Source organism: Orenia metallireducens (assembly GCF_001693735.1).
Taxonomy (GTDB): Bacteria; Bacillota; Halanaerobiia; order Halobacteroidales; family Halobacteroidaceae; genus Orenia; species Orenia metallireducens.
Window position 1 is genome coordinate 823509 of sequence record NZ_LWDV01000010.1, and the last position, 13906, is coordinate 837414.

A 13906-nucleotide genomic window follows, 5' to 3' on the forward strand; every position below is an offset into this window, starting at 1 on the left:
CTATAAATAAAAAATTATTATTTGCTAATCTCCTCAACTTTAACAACTGTACCATTAAATAAATCAATAGCTTTCTTAACTAAAGGATGCTCTAATATCTCTTCTTCTTTATCTTTACCTTCATTATTAATATTTCCAGAAAAAATACATTTAACCTTCAAACTAACTCCCAAAAACTTTTTTAATACTGCAACAACAGTATCTTGCTCTCTTTCTACAGAATCTTTATGGAACTCATGCTCAAAAGAGATAAATAATTTGTTACCTTCAACCTTTGCTGGTACTGCATCTTTTAATAATGCTTGTAATCTCATCTTCTTATTAGATTTGAGATAATCTAATATCTCTTCCCATTTATCTCTTATTGTATCTATATCAATATCAACAGGAGCAGAAACCTCTACAAGATTTTTATCTTCTATATTATCATTTAAGGAGTTAGAATGTCTAATAATATCTTCTTCACTATCTAATTTTACTTCAGATTTATTATCTATATTATTTACTATTATATTTCCGCTATCCACCATCTCTTCTAATCTAGACAGACGCTCTATTAAGTTATCTAAAGATTTTTCTTCATCAAGCTTAATTAACTTAATAATTCCCATTTCTAAATTAATACGAGGTTGAATTGTATGCTTTAAATCATAATGTACCTGATTTAAGATATTTACCCACTTTAATAATTGGTTAACCTGCAATTTTTCAGCTTGCTTTTCTAATTTATCTTTATTTTCAATAGTAATATCTACTATTTTACTAATATCTTTACATTCTTTCACTAATAATAAATTACGAAAATGATTAATTAAATCACTTGCAAATTTGGATATATTCTTTCCTTGTTTTATAATTTTATTAATCAATCCTAAACTACTTTCTATTTCTTTATTCAAGATTGTGTCTGTCAACTGAAATAATATTTCATCACTTACCAGCCCTAGCACTTCTTCAACATCTTCAAGACTAAGCTCTTTTCCACTAAAGGAGATAGCTTGGTCTAAAATACTGATAGCATCTCTCATCCCACCATCAGCATTACGAGCAATAGTAGCTAAAACCTCAGCTGAAGCTTCAACACTTTCTTGACTACAAATATAAGCCAGCCGCTCCTTAATATCATTAATAGATAGGCGACTAAAATCAAACCTTTGACACCTAGATAAGATAGTAGGTAAGAGTCTATGAGGCTCTGTTGTAGCTAAAATAAAAATAACATAGTCAGGTGGCTCTTCTAAAGTTTTTAATAAAGCATTAAAAGCCTCTGTTGTTAACATATGTACTTCATCTATAATATATACTTTATAATTACCCTCAGTAGGAGAAAATTTAACCTTTTCCCTTAAATCTCTAATTTCATCAATTCCCCGATTAGAGGCAGCATCTATCTCAATGACATCGATTGAATTATTATTTCTAATCTTATCACAAGAATCACAGCCATCACACGGATTAACAGTTGGCCCTTCTTTACAATTTAATGCTTTGGCTAAAATCTTAGCAGTACTAGTTTTACCAGTACCTCTAGGTCCACAAAATAGATAAGCATGAGCTATTCTATCCATTTTGATTGCATTTTGTAAAGTTTTAACTACATTCTGTTGACCAGCAATATCAGAAAACTTCTGTGGACGCCATTTTCTATAAAGTGAAATGTAGGCCATCATATAACCCCCAAATAAATTTATATCATAATAATAAGAAAGGACCGTGCATTCGCGTTCACCTACCTCCTCCAAGCGTTACTTAAGCAGTTAGCTCGAATTAGGCACCCCTACGGCACACGGAAGACATTTACTTACCGCTGCTTCCTTCCGGACCTGACGGGGTTCATAAAGCTCCGTTGCGTAGGACCCAATTGTCAACACCACTTACTTAAGCCAGACCTCACAGAAGATAGACTTAGGCGAACTTCAATCCCGCTATAGCGGATTGCGGGTTACAGGGTACCGCTACCACCCCATTTAGCACGGTCACAATTTATATAAAGGCAAAAGCCTTTATTACATAATTTAATTATAACACTTATAATTTTATCAAAGATAAAATCATAAGTCAACATGAAGTAAAAAATAGCATCAATTACGAAATAATCAATAAAATAAAAACACCTTACAGTGATAGTTTTTATGGCGGAGAGGGAGGGATTTGAACCCTCGGTAGACGTTAATCTACACTCGCTTTCCAGGCGAGCCCCTTAAGCCAGACTCGGACACCTCTCCATATTTATCTTAATCTCTTAAAGAAAGATCTCATTATTTGACGACATTGATCTTCTAAAATGCCATGTTCTACTTCTAACCTATGATTTAATAGATTAGAGTCTACTAAATTAAATAAAGTCCCAGCAGCTCCACCTTTAGGATCAGTTGCACCATAGACTAAAGCATCAACTCTAGATTGAACTAATGCACCAGCACACATAGGACAAGGTTCAACAGTGACATACAAAGTACATCCATTTAAACGCCAGCCACCCAACTTTTTAGCAGCTTGACGGATAACCAGTACCTCTGCATGAGCTGTTGCATCTTGCAACTCTTCCTTTAAATTATGAGCTCTAGCTACAATCTTATCATCTTTAACGATTATAGCACCTATTGGAACTTCTTCTTTATCAAAAGCTTTATTAGCTTCTTTTAAAGCTTCTTTCATATAATATTCTTTATTCATCTTTTCACCTAAATTTATGGCGCGCCCGGCAGGATTCGAACCTGCGACCTCCTGATTCGTAGTCAGTTACTCTATCCAGCTGAGCTACGGGCGCATAATATATGGCGGAGAGAGAGGGATTCGAACCCTCGCTAGGGAGTATTCCCTACTACAGGTTTAGCAAACCCGCCCCTTCAGCCTACTTGGGTATCTCTCCATACTGATTTAAAATTATTAAACTAACAACATTTATAAATTGTATAACAATTTCTTTAAACTATCAACTGGTTAATGTTAACAATAATATAAATGGCGGAGAGGGTGGGATTCGAACCCACGGTACGTGCAAACGTACAACGGTTTTCAAGACCGTCACCATCAACCGGACTCGGACACCTCTCCAATTTTTATTAAATTATTCAGACGCTAGACCATTATATAATACTAGAAAAGATCTGTCAAGGACATTTGAAAGAATTTTTAATTAAAACCTCTTTCAAATAGTTTGTCCTTTCCCTGCGACAGATATAATGATAACATAAACTATAAACAAAATCAAATTCCTTTTTTTGTAAAATATTAATTATTTCTTACATTTCACCTTTTATCTTAAAAGATAATCTCAATAGCCCTTCGGTAAGATGTTCATTTTCCACAGATATCTCCTTAGGAACCTTTAAATCCACAGGAGCAAAGTTCCAAATACCCTTTACACCAGCCGAAACTAATTGGTTAGCAACATCTTGAGCGGATTCCTCAGGTACTGCAATAATACCTATGTTAATATCATTATCTTTAACATATTGATCTAAATTAATAATATCTCTAACTTTAATCCCGTTAATTGTCATCCCTACCAATCTTGGGTTAATATCAAAAGCAGTTAATAAATTAAATCCTCTTCTTTTAAAATCTGTAGCACTAATTAAAGCTTGACCTAAATTTCCTACACCTACCAATACCATATTGCTCTTCTTCTCTATACCCATTACTTTAGCTAAAGCATTGTATAACTTCTCTACATTATAGCCATAGCCTTGCTGACCAAAGTTACCAAAGTGATTGAGATCTTGTCTAAGTTGGGGAGCTGAAACTCCAACAATTTCTCCAAATTCTCGTGAAGAAATTTTTTCTACACCTTTTTTTAATAATTTACCTAAATGACGGTGGTATTTAGGTAACCTTTTAATAACAGCAGTGGGTATTACAATTGTCTTTCCTTCTTTATGAATCATAATAAAATCCCCCTTTTATTTACGGTGAAATTTATGACTCCCAAATCGACTTATAAAAGCTTTAGCTTTTTTATTATGTACTAAATATCTTATGTTAGATTGTTCGCCAAAATCATTCACTTGCTTGGTTATAAATTTAGTATTCATTAGTGTTGCAGGCCCTCCTACACAACCTTCTTGCCTTCTATAAAGCAATTTTGATATTGATTAGCTTTAGCCAATCTCAATACTTTAATACACTCCTTTAGACCTTGAGCCTTAATTGTATTGAACTCTTTATTTGGATCAATCTAAGATACAGAACCTTCTAGGGCTTTAATTAATCCACCACTTCTAGCAAAAATTCTTCCGTCATCAGTAGCATCTTCAAAATTATTACCATCAGAAATACTAGCTAAGTTAATTCTAGCTCCTACAAACATAAATCCTAACTCTTCAAAGGTTAATACAGCATCTACTGCCTTATTCTTCAATGCTTCATCCTTTTTAGCAATACAAGGTCCTATAAATACTACTTTAGAATTTGGGTATTCCTCTTTTAAAACTCTAGCCAAGGCAACCATAGGTGATACGGTACTAGATATATTCTCGATTATTTCCGAGAATTCCTGCTCAATTAGAGCTAAAAAAGCCGGACAACAGGAAGTGGTTAAATAATCCTGTTTATCGGGAACCTTATCTAAGAATTCTTTACTCTCTTCTATAGCAACCATATCAGCTCCTAAGGCAACTTCCTTTATAAAGCTAAAACCACTCTACTATTACCTTCTTCCCTTTATCTTTCAAACAATTTACTAACCTTTTTACAATCTGCTTTCTAATTGCCATATTTTCAGGCAACCTCAAACTCTGATGTGCTGGATTAATCTTCTTACCTATTAACATCTTAATGCTATCACTTTCTAGTAATAACCTAGCCAATTCAGTTGCTCCGTCCCTCTGTTTAGGCAAGTCTTCTTGACAATTTATATTTATAATTCTTTCTACGGTCTTATTTAAAGTCAATAACCCCTCAGTGACTAAATCTATTCCATCCAACTGAGAAGTAGGAGGTATTTCAGGATCATAGTATACCAAACTAACCTCTAATTCTTTATCCAACTCTCTAGAAACTATCTGAGCACTAGTACCTCCTGCAATTACCTTTTTTCCTGAATTAGAAATTAATTTATTAACAATCTCTTTATCTCTCTGAATACTTTTAGGTGGTCCACTGAATAATGTCAGTTCTCTTTCTTCTCTAAAATGTGCAATAACAGCTGTAGTATCGTCACCAGGCTCCATACAATAATAAGCATTACAAACCTCAATTAATTCCTCTACTAACTTATTACTACTTTGGTACTTACCAATAATACGTTCAAAATGCTCTGCAATTCCATCCCAACCCAATCCAAAATTAAGTAGACCACCTATCCCAGCATGAGTTACACCATCACTAACCAACATTATCATTTCATTATTCTTTAATCGAAAATAAGCTTCATTTATCTTCTTATCAGCTACTTTTCTTGTTTTCATCTCTATTTTAGAGATATTACCTTTACTATCAATAAAAAAAGAAGTCGGATTATCCATCTCGACTAAATAAGCCTTACCATCATTAAATATCTGTAAAATTGATAAAGTAGAATAAGCTAACTGTCTCTCTTTACAAACTGGCAATGTATTAGTAATTGTATCTACAACCTCTTCTAAAGGTACCCCTTTTTTTAATAATCTACTGGCAATCTTTGTAGTTAAAGTGGATAATATGTTTGCTTTTACTCCGCTACCTAGTCCATCAGATAAGACTATAATTTTACTATCTTCATTCTCTACAATTTCTACATTATCTCCACATAACTCTTCATTATATTTTGAAATACTAGCAACACTGGTCTCTACAAACATAATTACATTTCCTCCTGCATTAACTTTCTTAACTCATATAAAATTGCCTTTGTTTCTGCAGTTGATTCACCTAATAATCCTGCAATCTCTTGGGCTACTTTCATCTGTTTATGAATAACTTGATTAGCTTTTTCTAAAGTTGTATCTTTCATCTTAGCTACTCTTTCTTTATGATTTTCTCTTTCCGTAACATCAGTTATTATACCAATTACCAATTCATAATCAATTAAAGGGATTACTGACTGTTCACATATCAAATTATATTGCTTATACTCAATTTTTTTTTGAGAAATAGACTTCTTATTAAACCATGCATCTAAATAATCTTTAGGATCAATATATCTATATAATTTATGACCTATAGCAATTTCATTATTCCGATTAAACAACTCATTAGCCTTAGAGTTAAACTTCTGAATTGTCATATCCTTATCTACAACAATAATTGCATTAGGAGATGATTCTACAATTATATCTGCTAAAGATTCCATTTTACCTTTCATATAAGGAATACACATCTTCAATTCAGCTAAACCTTGATAAACAGCTATAGCTTTTTCACGACAACTATTATAACCACAGCCCCCGCAATCTAATTCATCCTCTTTACTAAATTTTCCTGTTTGCGATAATATTAATCTTATTTGATTTTCTGTTGGAATTTTATCCTCAATTCTACGGTTAAGATATCCCCGACTTATATCAATTTTAATTTCATTTACATCAAATTCATCTTCTATACTCTCTTGTTGAGCATATTTTATTACCCTTTCTTTTCGAGAATTAATGCTTAATTCTGATTTAATACCAGGACCATTTATACATCCTCCAGCACAGACCATTGCTTCAATAAATTTGGGACTAATCTCACCATTTAATATATCCTCAAAGGTCTTCATACATTCAGCCAATCCTGAAACTGATAATATCTCTGTACTCAATCCAAAGTCAATATCTGCTGCTTTTAAAACACCATTTTCTACTGGAAAAGCTCTAGACCAATTTCCTGAATTAGTCTTAAACTGATCTTCATCTAAACTTCTATAATCTATACCTTTTAAAGAGAATAAATCTTTTAAATCATCAAAAGTAATAGCCAAATCAACAGCACTTTTAGAGCTCTTCCAATCAATTTCCTTAATCTTAGCTATACAAGGACCTATAAAGACCACTTTTAAATCTTTAAATCTCTTCTTTAACAACTTAGCATGGGCTACCATAGGAGAGATAGTAGGGGATAGATAAGAAACTAATTCAGGATAATGTTTCTCTACTAAGCTAACCACAGCAGGGCAACAAGCTGATATAAGTGTCTTCTCCCATCCTTCTAATAACTCTTTATACTCTCTTGCTATTACTTCTGCTCCTATACTTGTTTCTTCAACAGCAAAAAAACCTAATTTTTTTAAACCTTTCACCAATTGACCGGGGCTACAATCAAAAGCAGCAGGAAAAGATGGAGCTATACTTGCAACTACCTTTTCTTCTTCTAATAGCTTTGTTAATTTGGATAGATGATTATTAACACTTTTAGCATTTTGTGGGCATATCTCTATACAGTGTCCACAGTTAATACACTTTTCCTTTACAACTTCTGCTTGACCATTATTAATCTTAATTGCTTTAACAGCACAATCCCGTACACAACGATAACAGTCTTTACATTCTGATTCACTTAAAGTAATAAGACTCAATTAATTCACCCCTCTATTAAACTCTCTATAAAAGAGTTCTCTTATATTTTCTGGAGATACCTTTGTAACTATTTCTTGATCAAATTTAAGAACAACACCCTCTGTACACTTCCCTTGGCAAAAAGAAGCTCCCAATTCTATTTCCGTCTCTAACCTCTCTTCATTTATTATTTTTTTCAATATTTCTATAATTTCATAGGCCCCTTTAATATGACAGCTACTTCCAACACAAATTATAATTTTTTTCATTAAAAACCCCTCTTTTGTTATTTTTTTAACAAATAGGCCAAAAAAATAAATTTCTTTATTTAATACTAACATGCAAATTAATTTTTGACAACCTTATTATTTATCCTTATAAATAAAAAAACATCCTTTCCAGGATGAGTATTGAAAGCTATTATATTAAAAATGGCGGAGAGAGAGGGATTCGAACCCTCGCTAGAGATAATTCCCTACTACAGGTTTAGCAAACCCGCCCCTTCAGCCTACTTGGGTATCTCTCCATGCTGATTTAAAATTATTAAACTACTACATTTATATATTTTATAACAAATTCCTTAAATTATCAACTGGTTAATGTTAACAATAATATAAATGGCGGAGAGGGTGGGATTCGAACCCACGGTACGCGCAAACGTACAACGGTTTTCAAGACCGTCACCATCAACCGGACTCGGACACCTCTCCGTATTTACTTAACACAAGATTTATTATAAGTTATTTTAAAGGGATTGTCAAGGAAAATTAATAATAAATTTTAATGGGTCTAAGAACTTAGACCCATTAAAATCCTATGTATTAATCTTTTCAATTCCACCCATATAAGGTCTTAAAGCTTTAGGGATAGTAACACTACCATCTTCATTCTGATAATTTTCTAAAATAGCAGCTACAGTCCTTCCTATAGCCAATCCTGAACCATTTAATGTATGAATATATTCTGTACTAGCATTAGGTTCTGGACGATATCTAATCCCAGCCCTTCTTGCTTGATAATCTTCAAAGTTACTACAAGAAGAAATCTCTCGATAAGTATCATAACTTGGTAACCAGACTTCAATATCATAAGTTTTAGCAGAGGAGAAGGTTAAATCGCCTGTACACAAGATAACTACACGATATGGAAGTTCTAACCTCTGTAAAATAGTCTCTGCATTTTTCACTAACTTCTCTAACTCATCATAAGAATCTTCTGGCTTAACGAACTTCACCATCTCAACTTTATTGAATTGATGCTGTCTAATAATCCCTCTGGTATCACGACCATGGGAACCAGCTTCAGATCTAAAACATGCACTATAAGCTGTATGGTATATCGGTAGATCATCAGCAGATAAGATCTCATCCCGATACATGTTAGTTACTGGTACTTCAGCAGTTGGAACTAAATAATAATCCGTACCAGCTAATTTAAAAGCATCCTCTTCAAATTTAGGAAGTTGTCCTGTTCCAGTCATACTATCACTATTAACGATAAAAGGAGGAAATATCTCTTGATAACCATGTTCTCCAGTATGAATATCGAGCATAAAACTGATTAATGCTCTTTCTAATCTTGCACCTAGATTCTTTAAAAAAGTAAATCTAGAACCTGTTACCTTAGCACCTCTTTCGAAATCTAGGATATCTAAATCTACTCCTAAATCCCAATGAGGCTTAGCTTCAAAATCAAATTTTGTCGGTTCACCCCATTTTCTAACACAAATATTATCATCTTCATCTTTACCCAAGGGTACATCCTTATTAGGAATATTAGGAATATTTAACATGATATATTCTAAGCGTTGATTATATTCTTTAACCTTCTCATCTAAATCTTTGATTTGATCTGCTACTTTGCCCATTCTATCAATAATTTCTTGAGCTTCTTCATGTTTACCATCTCTCTTTAATAGACCAATTTTAGAGGACTCTTCATTACGAATCTGTTTTAATCTTTCTACTTCTTGAATTGACTCTCTTCTTTTTATATCAATTTCAGCAAATTCATCAATTGGGGCTTTGGTTCCTCTTTTATTTAAAGATTCTTTAACTAAATCTATATTTTCTCTAACAAACCCTAAATCTAACATCTTTATCCTCCTCTTCATCTTAACGCTAATTATAAAGTTAATACATTTACATCTACCATACCATTAATCTTTAATAATTCTTCTCTTAAATTATTATCTATCTCTTGGTCAATATTTAAAATCATTATTGCTTTTCCACCAATTTTATTACGACCAAGTTTTAAACTAGCTATATTAATTCCATTATCACCCAATAATGTTCCTACTTTACCAACTACACCTGGTTGGTCAGTATGGTTAGTTACTAATAAAATACCATCTGGTAATATATCTATATCATAATTATCTATCTCTACAATTCTCAATTCTTTTTCATGGAATACAGTTCCAGATAATTGTCTTACATTGCTACTACTCTTAACCTTTAAAGTAATTAAACTAGAATATATCTCACTATCATTACTTTTAGTTTCAGCAATCTTAATTCCTCTCTCATTAGCAATTAACCTTGCGTTTACCAAATTTACATTCTCATCTAAGATAGGATTTAATAATCCCTTTAGTAAAGAAGTTGTAACTGGTTTTAAATCATATTCTGTAATCATACCTCTATATATGACTTCAACCTCTTCAATTCTATTACCAGCTAGACCAGCATAGAAAGTTCCTAACTTCTCTCCTAAATCAACATATGGTTTGATCTGTTCCATATCCTCTGGTTCTACAGTAGGTATGTTTAATGGTGTTCGTGGGAATCCACCTTGTAAGACCATTAATGCTTGTTTTGCTGCATCTATAGATACATTATCCATAGCCTCTATAGTAGTTCCACCTAAGTGAGGAGACACTATTACTTGATCTTCTAATTCTAACAGAGAATATTCTTTGGTAATTGGCTCATCTTCATGAACATCTATACCTGCTCCTGCTACTTTACCATTTTTAATTGCTTCATATAGAGCTTTATGGTCAACATTCTTTCCTCTGGCTACATTTATTATTCTAACCCCATCTTTTACTTTAGCAAACTCTTCTGTACTTAAGATATGATGAGTTTCTTCAGTTAAAGGAGTATGTAAAGTTATATAATCAGCTCTTGCTAATAATTCATCTAACTCAACCAATTCAACTCCTAATTTCTTACCTCTAGATTCTGGAATATAAGGGTCATTAGCAATTACAGTCATATTAAAGGATTGTGCTCTTTTAGCCACTAAACCTCCAATTCTTCCTAAACCAATAATCCCTAAAGTCTTAGTATTTAATTCAACACCCATATATTTCTTACGATCCCAAACTCCTTCATGTAAAGCTTGATTAGCCTGGGCTACATTTCTAGATATACCCAACATCAAAGCCATTGTCTGTTCAGCTGCAGATACTGTATTCTGACCAGGTGTATTTAATACTACAATACCTTGTTTAGATGCTGCTTCCACATCAATATTATCATAACCAGAACCAGCTCTTGCAATTACCTTTAAGTTAGTAGCATGACTTAATACCTCTTCATTTAAAGGTGTCATACTTCTTAAGATTATCCCATCATATTTACCTATCTCTTCTAACAACTCTTCATAAGATAATTTTGTATTATAAGTAACCTCCGCACCATTCTCCTCTAAAATATCAATACCCTTCTGTGAAATTGTATCACTAACTAATATCTTCATTTACTTCTCTCCTCCTCATAAAATACTTTTTGGGCAGCAGATAACCCTGCTCCTAACTCTAACTCAAATCCTAACTCTAATAATACAAACTCTAAAGCTGATATAGTTGATAAGATATCCATTCTACTAACATTACCAAGATGACCGATTCTAAAGACTTTTCCTTGTAACTGACCTTTACTACCAGTAACATAAACATTATATTCATCTTTTAACTTATTTCTTAATACACTATAACTTATACCCTCAGGTAATTTAACAGCAGTTACTGTTTTAGAAGCAACTTTATCATCAACCAATAACTCTAAACCAATAGCCTTCATCGATAATCTTATGGCTTTAGTAACTATTTCATGTCGCTTGAATACATTTTCCAAGCCCTCTTCTTTAATATCTCTCAATACTTCTCTTAATACATAAAGAACAGAGATTGCTGGTGTAGCTGGTGTTTGATTCTTAGCGTCATAGCGATCTTTAGCACGTTTGAAGTCTAAGTAAAATTTAGGTAGATCAGATGTTTCATAGGCTTTAAATGCTCTAGAACTCACACTTACTAAGCATAATCCTGGAGGACTCATTAAAGCTTTTTGTGAAGATGTAACTACTACATCAGCACCCCATTCATCTGTCTTTAACTCAATTCCTGCTAATGAACTGACAGCATCAATTAATAGCAAACAATTATACTTTCTAGCTAATTTACCTATAGGTTCAGGATGATTAATAACCCCAGTTGAAGTCTCATTATGGGTCATTAAGATTGCTTTAACTTCACCATCTTTATAACTCTCTAACTTCTCTTCTACTTTTTTAGGGTCTATACACTCACCCCAAGGAACATTTAATCTCTCTACTTCTAAACCATAATTTTCAGCAATAGAAGCATACCTTTCACCAAAAGCTCCTGTACATAAGGATAATACTTTATCTCCTTTAGATAAAGTATTGGCAATAGAACCTTCTAGTCCTCCAGTACCAGAACAGGTTAAAACTAATACATCATTTTCAGTCTGAAAGACATATTTTAAACCATCAACTACTTCTTTTAGTAGCTCCTCACACTCTACTTCACGATGCCCAATCATCTCTGTTACACCAGCCAATCTTGCCCTTTCAGGAATAGGAGTTGGACCAGGTAGCATTAGTGTTCTCTTCTCCTTCATAATATCTATCTCCCTTCTCAATACTCATAAATTTATTAAAGGATATTAACAGGTATTGCTCAATATTAATTATATAAATAAAAATCTCCCATCCCAAACAGACCCAGTAATACTTGGATTTGTTAGGGACGGGAGATTAATAATTACCCGCGTTGCCACCCTAATTGGTCAAAAATTGACCCTCTTTAATGACAGATAACGGTGTCAATCCGATTTAGCTTGTATTCACTAACCATTCCTAGGCGGATTCAATTCCTCTTTATATCAGCTCGCAGCAACCGCTGACTCTCTCCAAATAAAGATGAAATTTACTATTCCTATTCACCATGTTTAATATATGTGTTTAATTTTCTCTTTATTTATGGAATATTATATAATAAGAGAAAGTAAAATGCAACCCTTTAAATTAAAATTAAATTTCCTTGTGACTAGTTATTAATAATAATAGAATCCCAGATTCTTATCCTTTATATTATCTGTTTGCATCGGCAAACTATTAACTAATCCTTTGAAAAAACTTTTATTTAAAGAACCTAATAAGAGTTCTATAGGTGATAATTTATTATAATAAATTAAATTAGGTTCTCCTTCAATTCCAGCAATTTTAGCTAATTCATCTACTGCATCATAGAAAGTTCCTAATTCATCTACTAAACCTAATTCCTTAGCCTGCTCCCCACTATAAATTCTACCATCAGCCAACTCTTTAACTCTATCTTCTGTCATAGATCTACCTTCCATGACAACATTAACAAATTGTTGATATACTCCTTCAACCATTGTCTGTAAAATCTCTTTCTCTTCAGCAGTCATATCTCTATCGGGATTGCCTAAATCCTTATACTTTCTACTTTTAATAGTAATAGAATCTATACCTATTTTATTATATAATTCTTCCAAGTTAGTAAATTGCATTATAACACCAATACTTCCTGTAATAGTAGAAGGATTAGCATAAATTTTGTTTGCTGCCATAGATACATAATAACCACCTGAAGCAGCAGCATCTCCCATAGATACAACTATAGGCTTACCAGCATCTTTAAATTTTTTTAATTCTCGATAGATTGCATCAGAAGCAGCCGAACTACCACCAGGACTATTCACCCTTAATAAAATTCCTTTAACTGATTCATCATCTTTAGCTTGATTGATATGAGCCATTATTTGGTCTGAAGTAGCTTCCATACTACCAAAAGCACCTCCACCCTCTCCTCCTACTATAGCTCCACTTATATTTATTACTGCTAGACTATCTTTAGTTTTATTCTCTAAGCCAACAAAACTCTTAATTAATATATAAAAACCACTTGCCAAAATTAATAAAGAAATCATAAATATAACTGCCATAATTAGTAAAACTCTCTTAACACTAATCTCCATATACATCCTCCTAGCTGATTTTACTGCTAATTATAGTTATTAATTTAACCAAATTAGAAGTTAAAAATTTAATAAGTAATTTAACTAACTATATCAAATTTAGATATAAAGGATAATAAATCCTCTTTTTATTAATATAATTTATTCATTCAGATAAAAAAACTCCTAGACTGAATTCAGCCTAAGAGTTTTTTA

The 13906-nt window shown here is 32.7% G+C and carries 11 protein-coding genes, 6 tRNA genes, 1 other RNA gene and 1 other annotated feature; all 18 genes read right to left on the reverse strand.

Features of this window, described 5'->3' with window-relative positions:
- Positions 1 to 17: 17 nt before the first annotated feature.
- The 18 genes from dnaX to sppA all read right to left on the reverse strand — a co-directional run bounded on the left by dnaX (position 18) and on the right by sppA (position 13711).
- The gene (dnaX, locus tag U472_RS15905; protein WP_068719738.1) at positions 18 to 1667 is read right to left on the reverse strand and encodes a DNA polymerase III subunit gamma/tau; all 1650 of its coding nucleotides are present in this window, start codon (positions 1665 to 1667) and stop codon (positions 18 to 20) included.
- 44 nt (positions 1668 to 1711) lie between these two features.
- Positions 1712 to 1976, reverse strand: an RNA gene (gene ffs, locus U472_RS15910) — signal recognition particle sRNA large type.
- Between the two features lie 157 nt (positions 1977 to 2133).
- Positions 2134 to 2225: transfer RNA gene (locus tag U472_RS15915), tRNA-Ser, on the reverse strand.
- A 4-nt stretch (positions 2226 to 2229) separates the two neighbouring features.
- A complete protein-coding gene (tadA, locus tag U472_RS15920) occupies positions 2230 to 2676 on the reverse strand; it encodes a tRNA adenosine(34) deaminase TadA (RefSeq protein ID WP_068719740.1) in 447 nt (148 codons plus the stop codon).
- Positions 2677 to 2693: 17 nt separating this feature from the next.
- Positions 2694 to 2770 (reverse strand) — tRNA-Arg (locus U472_RS15925).
- An 8-nt stretch (positions 2771 to 2778) separates the two neighbouring features.
- Positions 2779 to 2872: transfer RNA gene (locus U472_RS15930), tRNA-Ser, on the reverse strand.
- 93 nt (positions 2873 to 2965) lie between these two features.
- A tRNA-Ser gene (locus tag U472_RS15935) sits at positions 2966 to 3057 on the reverse strand.
- 188 nt (positions 3058 to 3245) lie between these two features.
- Positions 3246 to 3890, reverse strand: coding sequence for a redox-sensing transcriptional repressor Rex (locus U472_RS15940; RefSeq protein ID WP_068719742.1), 645 nt, complete (start codon positions 3888 to 3890; stop codon positions 3246 to 3248).
- Between the two features lie 290 nt (positions 3891 to 4180).
- Positions 4181 to 4603 carry a [Fe-Fe] hydrogenase large subunit C-terminal domain-containing protein gene (locus tag U472_RS17280; protein ID WP_068719745.1) on the reverse strand — a complete coding sequence of 141 codons (423 nt, stop codon included), beginning with the start codon at positions 4601 to 4603 and terminating at the stop codon, positions 4181 to 4183.
- A gap of 31 nt (positions 4604 to 4634) precedes the next feature.
- On the reverse strand, positions 4635 to 5783 hold the full coding sequence (locus tag U472_RS15950; protein WP_068719747.1) for a SpoIIE family protein phosphatase: 1149 nt from the start codon (positions 5781 to 5783) through the stop codon (positions 4635 to 4637).
- Between the two features lie 2 nt (positions 5784 to 5785).
- Positions 5786 to 7477, reverse strand: a complete 1692-nt coding sequence (locus U472_RS15955) for a [Fe-Fe] hydrogenase large subunit C-terminal domain-containing protein (protein ID WP_068719750.1) — start codon at positions 7475 to 7477, stop codon at positions 5786 to 5788.
- Positions 7478 to 7726: a (2Fe-2S) ferredoxin domain-containing protein gene (locus tag U472_RS15960; RefSeq protein WP_068719751.1), complete on the reverse strand. Its 249-nt coding sequence runs from the start codon at positions 7724 to 7726 to the stop codon at positions 7478 to 7480.
- 163 nt (positions 7727 to 7889) lie between these two features.
- Positions 7890 to 7983, reverse strand: a tRNA-Ser gene (locus tag U472_RS15965).
- A gap of 92 nt (positions 7984 to 8075) precedes the next feature.
- Positions 8076 to 8167: transfer RNA gene (locus U472_RS15970), tRNA-Ser, on the reverse strand.
- Positions 8168 to 8271: 104 nt separating this feature from the next.
- On the reverse strand, positions 8272 to 9552 hold the full coding sequence (gene serS / locus U472_RS15975) for a serine--tRNA ligase (RefSeq protein WP_068719753.1): 1281 nt from the start codon (positions 9550 to 9552) through the stop codon (positions 8272 to 8274).
- 29 nt (positions 9553 to 9581) lie between these two features.
- Positions 9582 to 11165, reverse strand: coding sequence for a phosphoglycerate dehydrogenase (serA, locus tag U472_RS15980; RefSeq protein WP_068719755.1), 1584 nt, complete (start codon positions 11163 to 11165; stop codon positions 9582 to 9584).
- Positions 11162 to 12328, reverse strand: a complete 1167-nt coding sequence (locus tag U472_RS15985; protein ID WP_068719757.1) for a pyridoxal-phosphate-dependent aminotransferase family protein — start codon at positions 12326 to 12328, stop codon at positions 11162 to 11164. Before U472_RS15985 ends, serA begins: the two co-directional genes overlap by 4 nt.
- A 121-nt stretch (positions 12329 to 12449) precedes the next feature.
- Positions 12450 to 12662: a binding site (T-box leader), on the reverse strand.
- 101 nt (positions 12663 to 12763) lie between these two features.
- Positions 12764 to 13711: a signal peptide peptidase SppA gene (sppA, locus tag U472_RS15990; protein ID WP_068719759.1), complete on the reverse strand. Its 948-nt coding sequence runs from the start codon at positions 13709 to 13711 to the stop codon at positions 12764 to 12766.
- Positions 13712 to 13906: the final 195 nt, after the last annotated feature.

Coding starts and splice junctions, on each gene's coding strand:
- serS (WP_068719753.1), bottom strand. CDS start 9,552: ATGTTAGATTTAGGGTTTGTTAGAGAAAATATAGATTTAGTTAAAGAA.
- U472_RS17280 (WP_068719745.1), bottom strand. CDS start 4,603: ATGGTTGCTATAGAAGAGAGTAAAGAATTCTTAGATAAGGTTCCCGAT.
- tadA (WP_068719740.1), bottom strand. CDS start 2,676: ATGAATAAAGAATATTATATGAAAGAAGCTTTAAAAGAAGCTAATAAA.
- U472_RS15960 (WP_068719751.1), bottom strand. CDS start 7,726: ATGAAAAAAATTATAATTTGTGTTGGAAGTAGCTGTCATATTAAAGGG.
- U472_RS15985 (WP_068719757.1), bottom strand. CDS start 12,328: ATGAAGGAGAAGAGAACACTAATGCTACCTGGTCCAACTCCTATTCCT.
- sppA (WP_068719759.1), bottom strand. CDS start 13,711: ATGGAGATTAGTGTTAAGAGAGTTTTACTAATTATGGCAGTTATATTT.
- dnaX (WP_068719738.1), bottom strand. CDS start 1,667: ATGGCCTACATTTCACTTTATAGAAAATGGCGTCCACAGAAGTTTTCT.
- U472_RS15950 (WP_068719747.1), bottom strand. CDS start 5,783: ATGTTTGTAGAGACCAGTGTTGCTAGTATTTCAAAATATAATGAAGAG.
- U472_RS15940 (WP_068719742.1), bottom strand. CDS start 3,890: ATGATTCATAAAGAAGGAAAGACAATTGTAATACCCACTGCTGTTATT.
- serA (WP_068719755.1), bottom strand. CDS start 11,165: ATGAAGATATTAGTTAGTGATACAATTTCACAGAAGGGTATTGATATT.